The 20,631-nt window shown below is 68.5% G+C and carries 16 protein-coding genes; 10 read left to right on the top strand and 6 right to left on the bottom strand.

The annotated features are described in order from the left end of the window. Positions 1-20: 20 nt before the first annotated feature. Positions 21-773, bottom strand: coding sequence for an SDR family oxidoreductase (locus tag ACLJOO_RS18190; protein ID WP_410788351.1), 753 nt, complete (start codon positions 771-773; stop codon positions 21-23). Beyond that, positions 770-1,594 (bottom strand): 5-dehydro-4-deoxy-D-glucuronate isomerase, encoded by an 825-nt coding sequence (kduI, locus tag ACLJOO_RS18185; RefSeq protein WP_410788350.1) that lies wholly within the window; start codon positions 1,592-1,594, stop codon positions 770-772. The genes ACLJOO_RS18190 and kduI overlap by 4 nt, the downstream gene beginning before the upstream one ends. 150 nt (positions 1,595-1,744) lie before the next feature. On the opposite strand from kduI, the gene ACLJOO_RS18180 reads away from it, so the two are divergent. The 3 genes from ACLJOO_RS18180 (at position 1,745) to ACLJOO_RS18170 (ending at position 4,733) form a co-directional block, all read left to right on the top strand. Continuing rightward, a complete protein-coding gene (locus ACLJOO_RS18180) occupies positions 1,745-3,241 on the top strand; it encodes a sodium:solute symporter family protein (RefSeq protein ID WP_410788349.1) in 1,497 nt (498 codons plus the stop codon). Positions 3,242-3,294: 53 nt separating this feature from the next. Further along, the gene (locus tag ACLJOO_RS18175; protein ID WP_131459181.1) at positions 3,295-3,480 is read left to right on the top strand and encodes a tautomerase family protein; all 186 of its coding nucleotides are present in this window, start codon (positions 3,295-3,297) and stop codon (positions 3,478-3,480) included. A 227-nt stretch (positions 3,481-3,707) separates the two neighbouring features. Then, on the top strand, positions 3,708-4,733 hold the full coding sequence (locus ACLJOO_RS18170) for an aspartate-semialdehyde dehydrogenase (protein WP_410788348.1): 1,026 nt from the start codon (positions 3,708-3,710) through the stop codon (positions 4,731-4,733). A gap of 96 nt (positions 4,734-4,829) precedes the next feature. On the opposite strand, the gene ACLJOO_RS18165 is transcribed toward ACLJOO_RS18170, so the two are convergent. After that, positions 4,830-6,353 (bottom strand): peptide-N4-asparagine amidase, encoded by a 1,524-nt coding sequence (locus tag ACLJOO_RS18165; RefSeq protein ID WP_410788347.1) that lies wholly within the window; start codon positions 6,351-6,353, stop codon positions 4,830-4,832. A gap of 195 nt (positions 6,354-6,548) precedes the next feature. On the opposite strand from ACLJOO_RS18165, the gene ACLJOO_RS18160 reads away from it, so the two are divergent. Continuing rightward, the gene (locus ACLJOO_RS18160) at positions 6,549-8,384 is read left to right on the top strand and encodes an AMP-dependent synthetase/ligase (RefSeq protein ID WP_410788346.1); all 1,836 of its coding nucleotides are present in this window, start codon (positions 6,549-6,551) and stop codon (positions 8,382-8,384) included. A gap of 26 nt (positions 8,385-8,410) precedes the next feature. On the opposite strand, the gene ACLJOO_RS18155 is transcribed toward ACLJOO_RS18160, so the two are convergent. Both ACLJOO_RS18155 and ACLJOO_RS18150 read right to left on the bottom strand, forming a co-directional pair. Further along, positions 8,411-9,088, bottom strand: a complete 678-nt coding sequence (locus ACLJOO_RS18155) for an IMP cyclohydrolase (protein ID WP_410788345.1) — start codon at positions 9,086-9,088, stop codon at positions 8,411-8,413. Continuing rightward, positions 9,085-9,879, bottom strand: coding sequence for an alpha/beta fold hydrolase (locus tag ACLJOO_RS18150; protein WP_410788344.1), 795 nt, complete (start codon positions 9,877-9,879; stop codon positions 9,085-9,087). Before ACLJOO_RS18150 ends, ACLJOO_RS18155 begins: the two co-directional genes overlap by 4 nt. Before the next feature lie 150 nt (positions 9,880-10,029). Here ACLJOO_RS18150 and ACLJOO_RS18145 point away from each other — a divergent pair, with 150 nt between their 5' ends. After that, positions 10,030-10,788: an META domain-containing protein gene (locus ACLJOO_RS18145; RefSeq protein WP_410788343.1), complete on the top strand. Its 759-nt coding sequence runs from the start codon at positions 10,030-10,032 to the stop codon at positions 10,786-10,788. Positions 10,789-10,794: 6 nt separating this feature from the next. Here the strand turns inward: ACLJOO_RS18145 and ACLJOO_RS18140 are convergent, their stop codons facing one another. Continuing rightward, positions 10,795-12,810 carry a DHA2 family efflux MFS transporter permease subunit gene (locus ACLJOO_RS18140; RefSeq protein WP_410788342.1) on the bottom strand — a complete coding sequence of 672 codons (2,016 nt, stop codon included), beginning with the start codon at positions 12,808-12,810 and terminating at the stop codon, positions 10,795-10,797. A 195-nt stretch (positions 12,811-13,005) separates the two neighbouring features. Here ACLJOO_RS18140 and hemW point away from each other — a divergent pair, with 195 nt between their 5' ends. From hemW to ACLJOO_RS18115, 5 genes are all read left to right on the top strand, one after another. Continuing rightward, entirely contained in the window at positions 13,006-14,277 is a 1,272-nt protein-coding gene (gene hemW / locus ACLJOO_RS18135; protein ID WP_410788341.1) for a radical SAM family heme chaperone HemW, read from the top strand. Between the two features lie 95 nt (positions 14,278-14,372). Then, positions 14,373-16,751, top strand: coding sequence for a polysaccharide lyase 8 family protein (locus tag ACLJOO_RS18130; RefSeq protein ID WP_410788340.1), 2,379 nt, complete (start codon positions 14,373-14,375; stop codon positions 16,749-16,751). Positions 16,752-16,867: 116 nt separating this feature from the next. After that, positions 16,868-17,968 carry a LacI family DNA-binding transcriptional regulator gene (locus tag ACLJOO_RS18125; RefSeq protein WP_410788339.1) on the top strand — a complete coding sequence of 367 codons (1,101 nt, stop codon included), beginning with the start codon at positions 16,868-16,870 and terminating at the stop codon, positions 17,966-17,968. Between the two features lie 214 nt (positions 17,969-18,182). Continuing rightward, the gene (locus tag ACLJOO_RS18120; RefSeq protein WP_410788338.1) at positions 18,183-19,505 is read left to right on the top strand and encodes an extracellular solute-binding protein; all 1,323 of its coding nucleotides are present in this window, start codon (positions 18,183-18,185) and stop codon (positions 19,503-19,505) included. A 105-nt stretch (positions 19,506-19,610) separates the two neighbouring features. After that, positions 19,611-20,630, top strand: a complete 1,020-nt coding sequence (locus ACLJOO_RS18115; RefSeq protein WP_410788337.1) for a LacI family DNA-binding transcriptional regulator — start codon at positions 19,611-19,613, stop codon at positions 20,628-20,630. The last annotated feature ends 1 nt before the right edge of the window (position 20,631 follow it).

Genomic DNA, 20,631 nt, shown 5'->3' with positions numbered 1-20,631 from the left:
GTCGGACATCCTGCCACTCCTCACCTCGCCAGCCAGCCACCGTCGACGGCGAGCACATGCCCGTTGACATAGTCCGCGGCCGCTGACGCGAGGAAGACCGCGGCCCCGACGACGTCCTCCGGCTGCCCCCAGCGCCCGGCCGGGATGCGCTGCCGGATCGCGGTCTCCCGCTCCGGGTCCGCGCGCAGCTCCGTGGTGTTGTCGGTGCTGATGTACCCGGGCGCGATCGCGTTCACCTGGAGCCCGGCCGGGCCCCACTCGTTGGCCAGTGCTCGGGTCAGCCCTGCCACCGCATGTTTGCTCGCGGTGTACGCCGGGACGGTGATCCCACCCTGGAAGCTCAGCAACGACGCGATCGTGACGATCTTCCCGGTACGCCGTTCCGCCATCGCGGCCCCGATCGGGCGCGTCACCGCCCAGGTGGAGTTGAGGTTGACGTCGATCACGTGCTGCCAGTCCGCGGTCGTGGTCGCGGCCGCCGGCGCCCGCCGGATCGTGCCCGCGTTGTTCACCAGGATGTCGACCTTCCTGTTGTCGACAATCTCGGTTGCTGCTCTTTCCACCGCGGCCGGGTCCGCGAAGTCCGCGATCACCACGGTCGCGTCGCCGCCGCCGTTCTGCTTGATCGCCTCGAGCGTGTCCTCGAGCGCGGCGTCCCGGGCCATCAGGATCAGCTCGGCACCGGCAGCGGCGTACCCGGCAGCGATCGCCGCGCCGATCCCACGCCGCGCCCCGGTGACGAGCGCCGTACGACCTTCGAGGCTGAAGCTCACCGCAGATCCCGGAGGTCGACACCGTCCATGTCGCCGAAGGCCTGGTTCTCGCCCGCCATCGCCCAGACGAAGCTGTACGACGACGTGCCGCAGCCGGAGTGGATCGACCAACTGGGGGAGATAATCGCCTGACGGTCCGCGACCAGGAGGTGCCGGGTCTCCTCGGGCTCGCCGAGCAGGTGCACGATCCGCTCGGTCTCCGGGAGCCCGAAGTATAGGTAGCACTCGGTACGGCGGTCGTGGGTGTGCGCGGGCATCGTGTTCCAGGTGCTGCCCGCGTGCAGCGTCGTCACCCCGAGGACGACCTGGCAGCTCTGTACGCCGCCCGCGTGGATGAACTGGTCGATCGTCCGGCGGTTCGCGGTCTGCTGATCGCCGAGCTCGAGGCGATTGCCCTCGCCGGGATCGACCTGCGCGGTGGGAAAACTCGTGTGCGCGGGCGCGGAGAAGACGTAGAACGCCGACTCGGGTCCTTCGAAGACCACGTCGCGGACGCCGCGTCCGACGTACAGGCAGGCGCCGGTGGTCAGCTCGTACTTCGTTCCGTCGGCGGTGACCGTGCCGGGTTCGCCGACGTTGACGATGCCGGCCTCGCGGCGTTCGAGGAAGAACTCGCTGCGCAGTTCGGGGTAGGTGCCGAGCGTCAGCGGCCCGTCCGTCGGGCGGGCGCCGGCGAGCACGATCCGGTCGTGGTGGGTGAGCACCGCGCTGACGGCGCCGGGGACGAAGAGGTTGTCCACCAGGTAGTGGCGGCGCATTGCGGCCGTGTCGAAGCCGGGCAGCTGCTCGGGATGGGTGGCGTGCCTGATCTGCAGAGTCACGGAACTAGGTTCTACTCAGCAGAACCGACTGTCAATCGTCCTGGAGTCTTGGAACTGAGCCAGGAAATGTTCCAGGTTCCGTCTATTGACACGCGGTTCTGGGGAATGGAACCGTCCAGTCACTCGCCCATCGCCCCTGGGAGGATCTCGATGACCGCTGTGGACTGGTCGGTCCTGGTCGGCTACTTCGTGTTGATGGTGCTGATCGGAGTCTGGTCGCGCACCAAGATCAAGACGGTCGTGGACTACTTCACGACCGGAGGCCGGATTCCCTGGTGGTTGTCCGGCATCTCGCACCACATGTCCGGCTACAGCGCCGTCATGTTCGTCGCGTTCGCGGCCGTCGCCTACTCGTACGGCATCACCGTCTACGTCTGGTGGGCGATGACGATCGGCGTCGGTGTCGGCATCGGCGCGTTCCTGTTCGCGGCGCGCTGGAACCGGCTCCGTGCCAAACACGGGGTCGTGTCGCCGCTGGAGTACCTCGCGCGCCGCTACAACCTGCCGACGCAGCAGGCGCTCGCGTACTCCGGCGCCGCACTGAAGGTCGTCGACATCGCGTCGAAGTGGGTCGCGATCGCCGTACTGCTGAACGGTTTCACCGGGGTGCCGATCCGGTGGGGCATCCTGCTTACCGGCGTCGTGACGATGCTGTACGCCACGCTCGGCGGGCTGTGGGCCGACGTACTGACCGACTTCGGGCAGTTCGTGATCCAGTTCGGGGCCGGTGTCGCGATGTTCATCGGGGTGCTCGCGCAGCTGGACGGCGTACCGACGCTGTGGAAGATGTGGGACCAGTTGCCGGCCGGGCACGGTGACGCGCTGAACGGGCCGTACACGCCGATCTTCCTGATCGCGTTCCTGTTCATCAAGACGTTCGAGTACAACGGCGGCATGTGGAACCTGGCGCAGCGCTACATGGCCGCGCCGTCCGGGTCCGCCGCGAAGAAGTCCGCCCTGCTGTCCTCGGCGCTGTGGCTGGTCTGGCCGTTGATCCTGTTCATCCCGATGTGCGCGGCGCCGCTGCTGGTGCATCCGGGGAAGCCCGAGCAGTCGTACGTCGCACTCGCGCAGCTGCTCCTGCCGACCGGGTTGATCGGGCTGGTGCTGGCCGGGTTCTTCTCGCACACGATGGCGATGGTGGCGTCCGACGCGAACGCGATCTCGTCGGTGATCACGCGGGACCTGGCACCGGTGCTGGTGCCCCGCGTCCGGCAGTTGACCGACGCTGCTGCTCTGAAGATGGCGCGGATCGTCACGTTCACGTTCGTCACGGTGAGCATGCTGATCGCGATCGCGACGAACGGTGAAGGCGTCGTACTCAAGATCGTCGTCGATCTTGTCGCCGCGACGATGGGACCGATCGCGATCCCGTTGATGCTCGGGCTGCTGCCGTGGTTCCGGCGCAGCGGACCGCGGGCGGCACTGGCGTCGTGGGCGATCGGGCTGATCATCTGGGTGATCGTCAAGTACGGCGTCGGCTCCACCGACACCACCCTGGTCGTGGCGTTGCCGTTGGCAACTTCCTTGGTGGTGTACGTCGGACTCGGCCTGCTCGCGCCGGAGAACCACGCGGACGTCGACGACTTGGTCGACTCGCTCAACACCGACGTGGCCACCGCCCAGCGCGCCGCGGCGCTGTCCTGAAATCTGAAACACTGTCCCACGACACGGAACCGTCCACTCTAGGAGAAGGCCCTATGCCGAACATCACCGTCGAACTCCTCTCCGGCCGTACCCTCGACCAGCGCCGCGAGTTCGTCGCCGCCGTCACCGACTCCGCGATCGCCATCCTCGGCGCCAAGCGCGAAGCCGTCCGCATCGTCTTCACCGAAATCGAGAAGACCGACGTCGCCAACGGCGGCACCCTCGCCGCCGACGCCTGACCCGCACACCCGCGCCCGCACACCCGCGGGCCAACGCACCGGCCCGCGGGCTGATCCCCTCTCGTGGGTCTACCCATCAGATGCTGGGTTTGCGTCCAGGATCCCGGCCGCAAACCCAGCATCTCGGACGCCGACCCACGAGATGCAGGGGCTGGTGGTCGCGGCCGGGGGCACCGGATGGTGAAACGTGCGGGCGGGTTGGGCTTCGACCTATTAGTGTCTGTCGCATGCGAGTTGGTGTGTTCGGTGCTACGGGTCAGGTCGGCGGTGTGATGCGGGAGTTGCTGGTTGAGCGCAGCTTCCCGGTGGACGAGGTGCGGTTCTTCGCCTCGGCGCGGTCGGCGGGGAGGAAGCTGGCGTTCGGGGAGCGGGAGGTTGTCGTCGAGGACTCGGCGACGGCGGACTTCTCCGGGCTCGAGCTGGCGTTGTTCTCCAACGGGAAGACGGCCTCGAAGGAGCTCGCCCCGAAGGTCGCGGCGGCCGGGGCCGTCGTCGTCGACAACTCGTCCGGCTGGCGGATGGACCCGGACGTGCCGCTGGTGGTGTCCGAGGTGAACCCCGAGGACCTCGACACGATCCCGAAGGGCATCGTCGCCAACCCGAACTGCACGACCATGGCCGCGATGCCGGTCCTGGCCCCGCTGCACCGCGAAGCCGGCCTGACCCGCCTCGTCGTCTCGACGTACCAGGCCGTCTCCGGTTCCGGCGGCGTCGGTGTGAGCGAGCTCGAGGACCAGGCGCGTGAGCTGGCCGTGGCCGGCGGCGCGCTCGCCCGCGGCACCGACGGCATCACCCTCCCCGAGCCCAAGGTGTACGCCGGGCCGATCGCCTTCAACGTGCTCCCGCTGGCCGGCTCGATCGTTGCCGACGGCACCGGTGAGACCGACGAGGAGCAGAAGCTACGCAACGAGAGCCGGAAGATCCTGCACCTCCCGGACCTGCCGGTCGCCGGCACCTGCGTCCGGGTGCCGGTCTTCACTGGCCACTCGCTCAGCATCCACGTCGAGTTCGCCGAGCCGATCACCCCGGAGCGCGCCACCGAGATCCTGGGCGCCGCGCCGGGCGTCGCCGTCACGGACCTCCCGACCCCGCTGCTCGCGGCCGGCCAGGACCCGTCGTACGTCGGCCGCATCCGGCAGGACCAGTCCGTCCCGGGCAACCGCGGACTGATCCTGTTCGTCTCGAACGACAACCTCCGCAAGGGCGCCGCCCTGAACGCGGTCCAGATCGCGGAACTCCTCGCCCAACGCTGACCCGCGTACCGAAGAACGGGTAGTCCACAGTCCAACGCGCCGACCGCACGCGGCGTCTCACTGCAATCGCCGGACTACTACCCGTTCTTCGGTACCTCAGCAGCGGTAGAAGTCCTTGGTGTACACGCCGTTCACCGCGGTCAGGGTGTGGTCGTAGCAGCCGTGCCCGATCGCGCGGAAGCGCACGGTCTGGGTCCCGGTCGCGTGCCGCTGGTCCCGCGGTACGCCGTAGATCCAGGACGCGCGCCCGTCGTACGTCTCGGTGCTGGTCCTCGCCGGGGTGCGGATCGTGTCGTGGATCTTCAGGTCCGTGACGACGTCGTACGCACCGGGGATCGTTGCGTTGGGCAAGAAGGTGAGGACGCCGTTCTTGCCGTAGTCGAGGTCGGTGCGCTCGACGCGGCCGTTGCTGATCGTCGTCGTGGTGTCGCGCCAGTTCGCGTCCAGCGCGTCGCGGGACTCGCCCGCGTCCCAGGTGTGCTTCGAGACGTTGCTCAGCGTGCGCTGGACGCTCGTCCGGACGCGGCCCTTGGAAGTGTCGACGTATCCGCTGATCGTCATCGTTCGAGACGCCTTGGTGTTCACGGATCCGGCTGCGTTCGGTGCCCCGGTCACGTCGTCGGTCTTCGCCAGCGGGCTGACGGCGTACGACGTGAGGCCGCCGGTCGTTTGCGCGCGGTGGGCGTCGGTCCACACGTGCAGGTTCGGGACCGTGAACCACCCGGACTGGCCGGCCGGTACGCCGTCGACGTGCACGCGGAACTCGTGCGGCTTGCCGTCGGTCAGCAGCCCGGCGAACGGCGTGAGGTCGTAGGTCAAGGGCTTGATGTCGAACGCGCGCGGTGCGGGGGACGGCCGCCACGAGTACGGGTTCGACCAGCCGCCCGTGTAGATGTACGGGTACGGCAGCGCGATCCCGGCGAGTTTGCCGTCGATGCTGACGTCGACCTCGCGGTACGGCGATCCGTCCGGACACGAGTACCCGGTCGACGCCGGCGCGGACGTATCCCAGAACTCCTCGCAGCCGCCGCCTGATCCGGTGACGTAGACCTCGCCGAGGAGACGGGTCGTGTTCCGCGGCAAGGTCGCCGCACCGGTCAGGTCGGCGTCCTGACGCGTCTGGTTCTGCAGCGGCAGTACGTCGTCAGCGGTCCGGGCGGCCGGGGTGTGGTGGTCGGTCGTGTAGAAGTCGAGCGTGACGGTGATGTCGAGGACACCGGTGTACGTGTCGTCGACGACGTTGCCGAGCTCCATCACGACGGGTTGCGACGTCCGCAGGAGCGGGCTGTACGACGTGACGTCCTTCTCGACGTCCCACGCGATACCGTCCGCGCTCGGCTCCGGCGTCGACGTACGGAAGACGCCGACGCCGCCGATCGTGATGTGGCCGAGGCGGTCGTACTGGACGCCCTTCACCTCGCCGTGCATCCGCAACACGACCTTGGACCACGGACCCGCACAGGCGGCCGGCGGCGTGTACGTCGCCTGGTACGGGTCGAAGTTGCGGAACTGATTGTGGACAATCTGCACTTCGCAATGCCTGGTGTCCGGTACGACGACCTTCGGCGCGGGGGTCCGCGGGTCGTCGTAGTCCGACCCGAACTCCGCCGGCGGGGTCACCGCGCGGGCCGGAGCGCCCAGAGCCAGGTGTAGAGGGGCGAGGAGTAGAACGGATAGTGAGACAAGAGCCACCGACCGTATGCGCATGTTGCGGAAACGTAATGGAGAAGGTGCAGGTGGGCAAGCGAGTGCCATGGTCAGGCACGGTGCCCAGCGATTACCCTCCAGTCACTTGACCCCCTACGGAGGCCAGTTATGAAGCCTGTCGCCGATTCCGGCCAGCTCGCGCTTCTCAGCAACCGCAAGGACACCATGGCCCAGATGTTCCTGGACCGGGTGGCGGCCACGCCTGAGCGGGAGGCGTTCCGGTTCCCACGCGGGGAGCAATGGAAGTCGGTGACCTGGCGGGAGACCGAGGCACTGACCCGCCGGCGCGCCGCCGGCCTGATCGCGCTCGGCGTGGAGCCGGAGCAGCGGGTCGCCGTCGCGTCGAGCACCCGCATCGAGTGGATCGAGTGCTACCTGGCCGCCGTACTCGCGGCCGCCGCGACCACCACGATCTACCCGTCCACGATCTCGTCCGACGTGGCGTTCATCGTGGCCGATGCCGACGTCCAGGTGGTGTTCGCCGAGGACGCGGGGCAGGTGGACAAGCTCCGTCAGCACCGGACCGAGACGCCGTCACTGCGCAAGGTCGTGCTGCTCGACGGGACGCCGGAGGAGAGCGACGGCGACTGGGTGATCGGGCTCGGCGAGCTCGACGCGCTCGGCGACACCTACCTGGCCGAGCACCCGTCGATTGTCGACGATCGGATTGCAGGCATTAAGCCGGACGACCTCTGCACGTTGATCTACACGTCCGGTACGACGGGACGCCCGAAGGGGGTCCGCCTGCCGCACTCGGTGTGGACGTACGAGGGCGCCGCGGTCGAGGGGATGCGGGTGCTCTCACCGGACGACCTGCAGTTCCTGTGGCTGCCGCTGTCGCACGTGTTCGGCCAGGTGCTGCTCGCCGTCCAGTTCCAGCTCGGGTTCGCGACCGCGGTCGACGGACGGATCGACAAGATTGTCGACAATGCGGCTGTCGTCCAGCCGACCTTCATGGCGGCGGCGCCGCGGATCTTCGAGAAGGCGCACGGGCGGATCGTGACGATGATCCAGTCCGAGGGCGGGGCGAAGGCCAAGCTGTTCGACTGGGCTTTCGGCGTGGGTGCCAAGGTCTCCGCGCTCCGGCAGGCCGGCAAGGAGCCCGGCGGGCTGCTGGGCGCGCAGTACGCGGCGGCCGATCGGCTCGTGCTGTCGAAGATCCGGGCCAGGTTCGGCGGCCGGATCCGGTTCTTCGTGTCCGGGTCCGCCGCGCTCGACAAGTCGCTGGCGGAGTGGTTCCACGCGGCCGGCCTGCTGATCCTCGAGGGGTACGGGTTGTCGGAGACGTCGGCGGGATCGACGCTGAACCGCCCGACGCAGTACCGGCTCGGAAGCGTCGGGCCGGCGTTCCCCGGGACGCAGTTCAAGATCGCCGAGGACGGGGAGATCCTGATCAAGGGCGACGGGGTGATGAGCGGGTACCACAACCAGCCCGAGCAGACCGCCGAGGTGCTCGGCGCCGACGGCTGGTTCCACACCGGCGACATCGGGCACTTCGAGGACGAGTACCTGTTCATCACGGACCGGAAGAAGGACCTGTTCAAGACCTCCGGCGGCAAGTACGTCGCGCCGCAGGTGATCGAGGGCCGCTTCAAGACGATCTGCCCGTACGCGAGCCAGTTCATCGTGCACGGCAACCTGCGCAACTTCGTCTCCGCGCTGGTCACCCTCGACCCGGACTCGATCGAGGGCTGGGCCGCGGCGAACGGCCTGGCCGGCAAGTCGTACGCCGAGATCGTCACGTCGGACGCCGCGCACGCGATGGTCCAGGGGTACGTCGACGAACTCAACGCCGGCCTGAACCGCTGGGAGACGATCAAGAAGTTCACCATCCTCGACCGCGACCTGACCGTCGAGTCGGGCGAGATGACCCCGAGCCTCAAACTCAAACGCAAACACGTCGAATCCCAGTACGCCGACGTACTCGACAAGATGTACGAGTAAGCCGCGCCGCTCTCGTGGCGGTGGCTTCAGCGGGAGTTGGCGCGGACGTCCGCGAACGTCTCCTGGTCCAGCCGGACCGTCACGATCGCGACGCGCAGCGACGGGGTGAGGATGCTCCAGAGCGCGTCGCTGATCGTCGACCACGCGCCTGGAACGGCGACTGTCGCGGGTCGGCCGTGGGTGATGATGTCGGCCGCGGTGCCGTTGTAGGTCGTTGTGGTGAGGGCTGTTCCCGGTGCGATGCGGGCTGCGTACAGCGACGGGTGCTCGGTGAGTTCGGGCGCACCGTCGTACGCGCGGGCGGAGCCGATCACGACCTCGGTCAGTTCCGTGCCGTTGATCGTGGCGGCCGCGGTGATGCGCGGGGTGCGGATCGGCGGATCGGGTTCGTAGGTCAGCTGGCGCAGGGCGAGCTGGAGATCGGGTTGCTGCTCGCGGGCGGCCGTCAGTTCGCCGACCTGGGTGCCGTTGCCGACCATGACCCAGTCGTCTCCGCGGGTCGCCGCCGTGTAGTGGCGCAGGTCGTCGACCGGGCCGCCGGACGTGTCGCGGACGACGATCTCGCGGTCGTGGACGACGAGTTCGCGGGCCTGGGAGGCGGGGGAGCGGCCGGTCAGCCAGTACGTGAAGAACGGGACGCCGTCCGCGTCACGGCCGATCGCGAGACCGCGGCCCGGGTACTCGACCGATTCGATGAGGCTCATCGGGCGAGGAAGCTGCGGATCGCCTCGACGTACTCGCCGGGCTGTTCGTCATGGATCGAGTGCGCCGACCGGTCGAAGATCTCGAGCGTCGCCCGCGGCAACCGGGTCGCGAGATCGCGCGGCATGTCGAAGCCGACGTGACGGTCCCAGAGCCCCGCGAGGATCAGGACGGGTACGTCGAGGGCGGCCAGGTCGTCGGCGAGCTCCACGCGTTCGTTGCCGACCAGCGCCATCGCCATCTCCAGGTTGGACTCGGGCGCGTTCTCGTCGTCGGGCGGGATGTTCGCCGGGTCGTGGTAGAAGAACCGGGCCGCGTTCGCGCTCCCCGCGATCGCCCCGAGTGCGGCGACCGTACGCTCGATCGACTCCGTCACCCCGTCCAGCTGCGTGCGGAGCGCCGTCCGCTCGTCAGGCGTGAGGAACGGGTCGACGGCACCCGGCCGCATCGTCCAGAGCCCCGGGTGCAGCGGATCGGTGATCGGCGGCGCGTGCAGGATCAGCCCGTCCACATGGTTGCTGTGCGCAACGGCGTACTCGGCCGCCAGCAGGCACCCGAACGACACGCCCCACGGCACGATCCGCTCGACGCCCAGCGCCGTACGCAACTCCTCGAGATCCGCGACCAGCCGCTCCATCGTGTACGTCGACGTATCGGCGGGCCGCGCCGTACGTCCACACCCGCGCTGGTCGTAGAACACCACCGGCGCCAGCTTCGCGACCTCGTCCCCCACCGACTGCTCGATCGAATACGAACTCTCCCCAGGCCCACCATGCACCAACACCAACGGCACCCCACCATCCCCAGCCCCAACCACCCGCACCCAATGTCCAACCCCACCAACGCCGACCGTCCGCACCCCATCACTCAACATGCCGGCGAGCATAGTTCCCCTGGTGGACTGCGGCAGCGAGCGAGATGATCCGGGAGGGAGGGGAGCGCGATGACCGTGTATGGGCCGATGATCGGCGGGGAAGGGTCGCCGATCGGGAAGACGTACTTGTCGGTAGCGGCGACCGAGGACGGTGTGGAGAAGGAGCTGGTGCCGGGAACGCGGGTTCGTGTGACGGTTCGGAAGAACGGCATCTTCGTCGCGCGCGCCGGCTGTAACGAGCTCATCGGCGCGATCCAGGTCGACGACGGCGTACTGCGCTTCGAGTTGCAGATGCAAACTCAAATGGGATGCGGTCCCGAGCTGGAGGCTCAAGACGACTGGCTCGCGGAGCTTCTGACGCACCAGTCGGACTGCACTGTCGACGGCGACACCCTCACGCTGACCAGCGGCGGTACGACGCTTGTCCTGCTCGAGCGCAGCCTCGCCAATCCCAACTTCCCACTCGAAGGCAGCACCTGGAACGTCGAGTCGGTGGTCCGCGGAGAGGTCTTCGAACACTTCCCCCTGGTCGGTGCGGCCGGCCTGATCATCAACGGCACCCAGGTCACCGGCTCGACCGGCAGCAGTTCCTTCACCGCGACCGTGTCCCGCGACGAATCGACGCTCGTCTTCAGCGAGCTCACCGTCGTGACCACACACCCCACAGGACGAGCTGCGGACCTGGAGCACGCCATCCTCGAGAACCTCCGCACTCCGCTCACCTACGCGATCGAGTCCAACCGCATGGCACTCCGCGGCCCGACACGAAAGACCGGCCTCAACCTCGTCGCCGTACGACCCGACGGATATCCCGCCGGGTCGGGGTGAGAGGCGTCAGTTCGTTGCGGCCGTCACGGCGGCGTGTTTGCCGGTGGTTAGGGATTGGCCTTGGTCGATCATTTGTTCGGCGATGCGGTCTACGGCGTGGGAGAAGGCCACGGAGTTCTCCGGGTCCCAATCCGTGAGGCGGTCGAGCATCCAGATCCGGAAGGCGCCGACGAAGCGCTGGAACATCTCCATCCCGAGCGGGGTGAAACGGTAGTGCCCGAGCGTCTCGGAAAGGTAGCCGTCAGCAACCAGTTGGGTGGCGAGTGGTTCGAGGACTCCGGGCGGCATCCGGAGGTCGCCGGCCATCTCGGCCAGGGTCGCGGAACCCTTCTCGGCGCCGCCGCGGAACACCCGCATGATCATCCAGGCCTGAGCATGGCTGAGCGGGAGGCCGGATTCGGCCAGGACCTCGGGTGCCGGGTTGCGCTTGTGGTGCCGTACGACGAGGGCGGCGAGCTTCTGCAGTTCGTGTTCGGAGTCGAACGACGCCGGCGCCGCGAAGTTCTCGCCGACGTCGGAGGCCGCCATCCGCGCGGTGTCGCGGAGCGGGACCTCCTTCAGCAGCAAGGCGACCACGAATCCGAGCCCTGCGACCGGCACCGCCCAGAGGAACACCACGTGGAGCGAATCGGCGTACGCCGCGGTGATGACGGAACGTGTCGCGTCGGGAAGGGATCGGACGCCCTCGACCGTTGACGCTACCCGGGGATCGACCTGCGCGGTCTGGGCCGCGACGCCGAGCTTCTCCGGCAACTGATGCGCGTAGATCGAGCCGAAGACCGCGACCCCGAAGGAGCTACCCATCGTCCGCAAGAAGCTCACGCCGGAGGTCGCGACGCCGAGGTCCGAGTAGTCGACCGTACTCTGCACAACCACCGTCGGAACCGGCATGCACAGACCCACACCTAGTCCGAGCACGAGCATGAAGCCCGCGGTTTCGACGTACGAGGTCTGGTTGTCGAGCAGCGACAGCAACCACAGTCCGATCCCGATCAGCACCGTCCCGACGATCGGGAACAGCCGGTACCGCCCCGTCTTGCTGATGGTCTGTCCGACGCCGACCGAGGCGATCAGCAGCCCCAGCACCAGCGGCAGCATCTGCAGGCCGGACTCCGTCGCCGAGGCGCCGTGCACGAACTGCAGGTACGTCGGGAGATACGTGACCCCGCCCAGCATCGCGAACCCGATGATGAAGCTCATGATCGAGCACACCGTGAACACGCCGGACCGGAACAACCGCAACGGCAGCAACGGTTCCGCCGCCCGTTTCTCCACCAGGACGAAGAGCACCAGCGCGACCACGGATCCGACCGCCATCGCGATGATCACCGTCGACGTCCAGGCGTACTCGTTCCCGCCCCACGTCGTCACCAGCGTCAGCCCGGTCGCGGCGAGACCGATGAACAGGATGCCGAGGTAATCGATCTTCGGCCCGACCGCGGCCTTCACCGAAGGAAGGGTGATCGAGGCAACGATCAGGACCAGGATGCCGAGCGGGATATTGACGTAGAACGCCCACCGCCAGCTCAGGTGGTCGACGAACAGCCCGCCGAGCAGCGGTCCCGCGACGGTGGAGACGCCGAACACGGAGCCCATCACGCCCTGGTACCGGCCGCGCTCGCTCAGCGGTACGACGTCCGCGATCACCGCCATCGCGGTCACCATCAGCCCGCCGGCGCCGAGACCCTGGACCGCGCGGGATCCGACCAGCCACAGCATCGAGTCCGCCATCCCGCAGAGCGCGGAGCCGGCCAGGAACAGGACGACACTGAGCAGGAACATCGGCTTGCGCCCGTACAGGTCGCCGAACTTCCCGATCAGCGCGGTCATGATCGTCTCGGCGAGCAGGTAAGACGTGACCACCCAGGACAGGTGGTTGGCGCCGCCGAGGTCGCTGACGATGGTCGGCAGCGCGGTCGCGACGATCGTCTGATCGAGGGCCGCGAGCAGCATTCCGAGCATGATCGCCACCACGACCGCGTTCCGGGTGGCACGTCCGACAGGCTGAGCCTCGGTCTCCATGAGCCGAATGTAACCGTCCCGCCACGCTCCGCCACCGCAGAACCTCTGCGATCGGATCAAGAATGCGTGGCCCGTACCGAACGACGGGTAGTGGTCGGGACGACGGGTGTGCGATCACGGTGGACCCGGGCGGTGCCGGTCGCGGCGGGAGCGACCACTACCCGTCCTTTCGTACGCCGTCCGTAGGATGGGTGGGTGCCGTCGACACTGCCCGAGGGGGAGGTTGCGCCCCGGGATGGGGCGTTGCCGGATGCTGCTGTGCGCGAGGCAGGTTCGCGGCCGCTGGGGTTCTACCTGCATGTGCCGTTCTGCGCTTCGCGGTGCGGGTACTGCGACTTCAACACCTACACCGCCAAGGAGTTGGGCGGCGGTGGTTCGCAGGCGTCGTACGCGGAGACCGCGGTCGACGAGGTGCGGATGGCGCGGCGGGTCCTGGGGAATCTGGATCGACCGGTCGACACGGTGTTCTTCGGGGGCGGTACGCCGACCCTCCTGCCGGCCGCCGATCTGGGGAAGATGCTGGCCGCGGTACGGGACGAGTTCGGTCTCGCGCCCGGCGCGGAGGTGACGACCGAGGCGAATCCGGAGTCGGTGGACCCGGCATACCTCGAGGCGTTGCTGGAGGCGGGATTCACCCGGGTGAGTTTCGGGATGCAGAGCGCGTCCCCGCACGTACTGCGGATCCTCGACCGGCAGCACACGCCAGGCCGCGCGTTGCAGGCGGTCAAGGAAGCGACCGCGGCCGGGTTCGAGCATGTGAACCTGGACCTCATCTACGGGACGCCGGGGGAGTCGCTCGACGACTGGCGAGCGTCGCTGGAGTCGGCGTTGTCGGCGCAGCCGGACCACGTCAGCGCGTACGCGTTGATCATCGAGGACGGCACGCAGCTCGCGCGGCGGATCCGGCGCGGTGAGCTGCCGATGCCGGACGACGACGACCTGGCCGACAAGTACGTGCTGGCCGACGAGCTGCTGTCGGCCCAGGGGCTGCGGTGGTACGAGGTGTCCAACTGGGCTCGCAGTACGGCGGCGCGTTGCCGGCACAACGAGCTGTACTGGCGCGGCGACACCTGGTGGGGGATCGGGCCGGGCGCGCACAGCCATGTCGGCGGGGTGCGCTGGTGGAACGTCAAGCATCCGAGCGCGTACGCCGAGCGCATCAACGCCGGCGTGAGTCCGGCGCACGCACGGGAGACGTTGGACGAGGAGACCCGCCGGATCGAGCGGGTGCTGCTCGAGGTGCGGTTGTCGGCCGGCCTTCCACTCGAGGTCCTGGACGAGGCGGGCCGCGCCGCGGTCGAGCAGGTCGTCGCAGACGGACTCGCGGTGGTGGCCGCCGCCGACGCGGACCGCGGGTCGGCGGTTGGTGCGGCGAGTGGGCTGGGGAACGGCCGGGGCGAGCGGCTGGTGCTGACTGATCGGGGGCGGTTGCTGGCGGATGCGGTGGTCCGGCAGTTGCTGCCTTGAAGTGATCAGAAGTGATCACAGCGAGCTGTTGACGACTGTTGTGCGCACCGGGCAGGCTTGGTGGTAAGCGTTTACTACCCGCCGAGGAGTCCGCGATGCCGCCCTTCATCCGTCGTCGACTGTTGCTTCAGGCCGGCCTTGCCGCCGGTGCGCTCAGCACACTCGGGTTGCCCACCCGGGCGTTCGCGGAGGACGAGCACGACGTACTTCGCGCCCGCTGGGCCGAGCTCAACACCGGCGGGGCTATCGACGCGACCGACCCGGCGTACGCCGATGCGCTGGCCAACCTGGGCGCGCAGGCGCAGCAGTTCCTCGACACGATGATCACTGCGGCCGACCGGACGATGCTCTGGCCGGACCTGCCCCTCAGTCCGTCGAGCGGAAACTTCTCGATCAGCTACACGCGCCTGAAGACGATCGCTTTGGCACGCGCGACCACAGGCACTCCGCAGACCGGCGAGCTCTTGAGTGGGGCGCTCGACTTCCTGAACGCGAACGCCTACAACGAGACGCTCAAGGAGACCGGGAACTGGTGGTTCTGGGAGATCGGGGCGCCGCGGGCGCTGCTCGACATCTGCGTTCTCGCGTACGACGTCCTGTCCGCTGAGCAGATCGCCAAGTACCTGACGGCGGTCGATCGGTTCGTCCCGGACCCGAACCGGCGGACCAACGCGCCCACGCTCCGCGAGACCGGCGCCAACCGTGTCGACAAGGCGCTGATCGTCGCGCTCCGCGGCATCGTCGGCAAGTCCGCTGACAAGCTCGCCGCCGCCCGCGACGCCCTCAGCGATGTCGCCGAGGCGGGCAAGAACAGCGTCTTCACCTACGTCACGAGCGGCGACGGCTTCTATCGCGACGGCTCGTTCGTCCAGCACGGCAACCTCGCGTACGTCGGGACGTACGGCAACGTCGCGCTCGGCGGGGTCGCGAACCTGATCGCCCTGCTCGGCGGCTCCACCTGGGAGATCGCCGACCCGAACCGCGCCGTACTCCTGGACGCGGTCGAGGCGAGCTTCGCGCCGTTCATCGTCGACGGTCTGATGATGGACTGCGTTTCCGGCCGCGCGATCTCCCGCGAACGGGCCGGCGACCACCGCAACGGCCACGGCACCACGTCGACCGTCCTGCTCCTCGCGAGCGGCGTCGCGGAGCCGTACGCCTCGCGCTACAAGGCGCTCGCCAAGGGCTGGATCACCCGCGATCGCCTCAACGACTACCTCCCGGGCGCGTCGATCCCGGAGATCTCCCGCGCGAAGGCGCTGCTCGCCGACACCGGTGTCGTGCCGGCGCCGGCGGTCCCGCGGCACTTCCAGTTCTACAACCAGGACCGCGTCGTGCACCGCCGCCCGGGCTGGACGTTCGCGATCGCGATGTCGTCGAAGCGGATGGCCCGCTACGAGTGGGGCAACGGCGAGAACCTCCGCGGCTGGTACGTCGGCGACGGTATGACGTACCTGTACAACGGCGACCAGTCCCAGTTCAACGACGCGTACTGGCCGACAGTCGACGCGCAACGAATGCCTGGTACGACGGTCAGCACGCAGCCCCGCCAACCGGGCGGTTCCGGGAGCGGCACCGGCACGGTCGCGGCGTACGCCGAGTGGGTCGGCGGAGCGTCGTACAAGAACGTCGCCGGCGCGGTCGGCATGCACCTGATCAACCACGACAAGACCTTGCAGGCCAGGAAATCCTGGTTCTGCCTGCGCGACTCGATCGTTGCCCTCGGCGCCGGAATCACCGGCACGGACGGCTACCCGGTCGAGACGATTGTCGACAATCGGAATCTCCACCAGAACGGGACGGCCGTGCTCCAGATCGACGGCCGGACAGCTGCGGACCAGACGTACGACGATCCGCACTGGGCTCATCTGGACGGTGTCGCAGGCTACGTCTTCCCGCACGGCGGGCAGCTGAAGGTCCGGCGCGAGGACCGCACCGCGTCCTGGTCGGAGATCAACATCGGCAACGACACAGGCGGTTCGACCACGCCGTACACGCGCCGCTACGCGAGCCTGGTCCTGGACCACGGGACGGCGACCGGCGACTACGCGTACGTCGTGCTGCCCAATGCAACCAGTAGGCAGACGGCCGAGCGTGCGGCCGATCCGGGAATGACCGTGCTTGTCAACAATCCGAATGTCCAAGCGATCAGCTCGCACCGCGAGAATCTGGTGATGGTGAACTTCTGGACCGCCGGCACTGTTGCCGAGGCGGCCGGCGGTACCGGGACGCGTTCCGTGGCCAGTGACGGGCCTGCGTCGGTGGTGGTCGGGAAGGACGCCCGCACGACGACGGTCGCCGTGTCTGATCCGAGTCGCACGGCCGCCAAGGTCCGGGTGACGATCGACCGGCAGGTCGGTGACGCGATCGCGAAGGATCCGGCGATCACGGTCGTTGCCACCGGCAAGCAGCTGGTGCTGGACGTCGCCGTCGGCGGCACGAAGGGCGCCACCCACACCGTGTCCTTCAACTGAGCTTCCGCAGCAACCGGTTGTCGGGCGGTGGTACTGTCCGGCCACATGGTTCGGCTGGGCGCCGGCGCCGAGCATTGGTACGACGGCCGACGTACAGCTGGGTGAGGAGGTGGGTGATGGCGGCGGAACGGCCCCGGTCGCGGGCGCGCCGGAGTGGCCCCGACTCGGCCCGGACCATCCGGGACGTGGCCGCTCGCGCGGGCGTCTCCACCGCGACCGTCTCCCGCGTTGTCAACGGCAACTATCCGGTCGCGGCCTCGACCCGGACCGCGGTCGAACGCGCGATGCGGGATCTCGGGTACGTCGCGAACGCGCACGCCCGCGCCCTCGCCGGGTCCACCACCCGCGTGGTCGGCATCGTGGTCAGCGAGATCGTCGATCCGTTCTTCGCCTACATCGCCCGCGGCGTCCAGTCCGAGGCGCTCGCTTCCGGTCGCCTCTGCCTGGTCTGCTCGACGCAGGGCGGTGAGTCCGCCGAGCTGCGGTTCGTCGACCTCCTGCTCGAACAGCGCGCCGACGCCGTGATCCTGGTCGGCGGCGCGGTCGAGGACAAGGAGTACTTCGCCGCGGTCGCGCAACGCGCTCGTCAGCTGGCGAAGAACGGTTCGAGTCTCGTGCTCTGCGGCCGGCCGGGGCTGGAGGACGGCGTACCGGCGTACGCCGTCGAGTACGACAACACCGGCGGCGCGGCGGCGATCACCGATCACCTGCTCAGCGCCGGCCACACCAAGATCCTGTATCTCGGCGGGCCGACGACCCTTTCCACGACGACCGCCAGGCTCCGCGGATTCCGGCAGGCGTACGCCGCACGCAAGCTCGAGCACGACCCGAATCTGGTCCGGACCGGCGCGTTCGGGCGACAGTGGGGGTATCAGCAGACCCTCCGGGCTCTCGACGACGGGCTCGACTTCACCGCGATCTTCGCCGCCAACGACATCGTCGCCGCGGGCGTGTACGCCGCCCTGCGCGAGCGCGGCCTGCGCATCCCGGACGACGTGTCGGTGGCCGGGTACGACGACGTACCGGTGGCGACCGAGCTGCAGCCCGCGTTGACGACCGTCCGGGTGCCGCTGGAGGAGCTCGGGCGGGCCGCCGTACGGGCCGGGCTTGCGGGTCAGGTGCCGAGTGCAGACCCGTTCGCGCATCAGCAGCCGATGACCACACTCGGCACGGTTGTGGTCGTCCGCGATTCCGTTGGACCACCGGCTGAGCGCTGATCACTCACCGCGAACTCCCAGCCTCGACGGCCCTCGGTGATCGGACTAATTCGCTGCGTGACCAGCGGCGACATTATGTCAGGACGTGTGTGACCTCGTGTCTCAGTGTGACGACGCGGATGCTTGACATATCCACTGCGGACGCTTGAGACTCAGCTCACTTTCGCGATCCGAGAGCGCTCTCAACCCCCGTCCGAGTTCCAGGGAGCTTTGCATGCGGCCCAGTGCCCGCTATCGCCCCGTAGCCGGCATCGTGGCCTGCGCCGCGATCCTGCTCGCCGCTGCCTGCGGCGGCGGTTCCGGCAGCAACGAGTCCGGCGCCGCCGAGAGCGACGGGCCGAAGGTCGAGCTGACCATCGCCACCTTCAACGAGTTCGGGTACGCCGACCTGTACGCCGAGTACGAGGCCGCGCACCCGAACATCACGATCGTGGAGCGGCACGCCAAGACCGTCGACGACCACGTCAAGAACCTGGACGCGAACCTCGCCCGCGGCACCGGCCTGGCCGACATCGAGGCGATGGAGGTCAGCTGGATCTACAAGTACCTGGCCAAGGACGACAAGTTCGTCGACCTGCGCAAGTACGGCGCCGACGACCTGCGGGACCGCTGGCTGGACTGGAAGGTGGCCGGCGCGACCACGCCGGACGGGAAGATCATCGGCTACGGCACCGACATCGGCCCGGAGGCGATCTGCTACCGCCGCGACCTGTTCGCGAAGGCCGGGCTGCCGACCGACCGGGCCAAGGTGGCGGAGTTGTTCCAGGACTGGCCGTCGTACTTCGCGGCCGGGCGGAAGTTCAAGCAGCGGGTCCCGGGCTCGGCCTGGTACGACTCCGCGGTGCTTACCTGGGAAGCGATGCGCAACCAGCTGATCCAGGCGTACTACTCGAACCAGGACCGCTTCCTCGGTGCCGAGAACCCGCTGCTGAAGACCACCTGGGACCAGGTCGTCGCGGGCAGCAAGGACGGCCTGTCCGCGCGGCTGCCGGCCTGGAGCGACGCCTGGAACGCGGCGTTCCGCAGCGACAAGTTCGCGACCATGGCGTGCCCGGGCTGGCTGCTCGGCGTGATCCAGGACAACGCGGGCGCCTACGGCAAGGGCAAGTGGGACGTCGCCGATGTGTTCCCCGGCGGCGGTGGCAACTGGGGCGGGTCGTACCTGACCGTGCCGGCGCAGTCGCCGCATCCCGAGGAGGCCGCCAAGCTGGCCGCCTGGCTGACCGCGCCGGAGCAGCAGGTGAAGGTGTTCAAGAAGATCGGCTCGTTCCCGTCCACGCTCGACGCCTACAACGACCCGCAGGTGAAGTCGCAGGTTAACGCGTACTTCAACAACGCGCCGGTCGGGCAGATCTTCGTCAACCGGGCCCGGAACGTGATCCTCAAGCAGCACAAGGGTCCTCGCGACGGCGAGATCAACCAGATCTTCAGCGCCGCACTGTCCCGCATCGACGACAAGAAGCAGTCACCGGACGCCGCGTGGAAGCAGGCCGTCGCCCAAGCGGAGAAGGTCGCCGACACCCGCGTCGGCAACTGAACCTTTCTGCCAACACGCCACGTCGGGCGGCCAACGACTGACGCGCGTTCGGCCGGGGAGGTACTACGGTGTGAACGCGGGCCAATCGAGAACTGAGGAGGGCCGATGAACGAGTCTGGTTCTCCGACCTTGGAGCAGGTCGCGGCGCTCGCCGGGGTGTCGCGGGCAACGGTCTCGCGGGTGGTGAACGGATCGCCGAAGGTGCTGCCGGACACGGTCGCCGCGGTCGAGCAGGCGATCCTGCAGCTCGGCTACGTGCCGAACCGGGCGGCTCGCGCGCTGGTGACGCGGCGGACCGACTCGATCGCGATCGTCGTACCGGAACCGGACAGCCGGGTGTTCTCCGACCCGTTCTTCGCCGGCATGCTGAGCGGTGTCAGCCGGACGCTCGCGCCGACGTCGTCCCAACTCGTGCTGCTGATCGAGCCGGCACCGGAACCGACCGGGGCCGACGACCAGCGGCTGCTGCGGTACCTGCGCGGCGGGCACGTGGACGGCGCGATCATCATCAGCCACCACGGCCGCGACAACGTGCTGCAGGAGCTGGCGCAGTTGCCGTTGCCGATCGTGTTCAGCGCGCGGCCGCTCGGCGTCGACGTACCGGTGGCGAGTGTGGACGTGGACAACGTCGCCGGCGCGCGGACCGGGGTCGAGCACCTGCTGTCGATCGGCCGCCGCAAGATCGCGACGGTCGCCGGACCGCTCGACATGACCGCCGGCATCGACCGCCTGACCGGCTACCAGGAAGTGATGAAGGAAGCCGGACTGCCCGCGATGATCGCGTACGGCGACTTCACCGCCGACGGTGGTGAGCAGGCGACGCTGCGCCTCCTGGACGAGCACCCGGACCTGGACGGCCTGTTCGTGGCGTCCGACCTGATGGCGACCGCGGCCCTCCGCGTCCTCTCCCAACACGACCGCCGCGTCCCCGCCGACGTAGCAGTCGTCGGCTTCGACGACTCGGTCCTGGCCACCACAACCACCCCGAAACTCACCACAGTCCGCCAGCCGGTAGAACAACTCGGCGCCCGCCTGGCCGAAATCCTCCTGGCCAAGATCGCCGGCGCGAACCTCACCGCCCCCGAGATCTACGACACCGAACTCATCATCCGCGACAGCGCCTGAC

Source organism: Kribbella sp. C-35, assembly GCF_046549195.1.
In the GTDB taxonomy this organism is placed as follows: Bacteria; Actinomycetota; Actinomycetes; order Propionibacteriales; family Kribbellaceae; genus Kribbella.
This window is presented reverse-complemented; position numbering and strand designations above follow the sequence as displayed.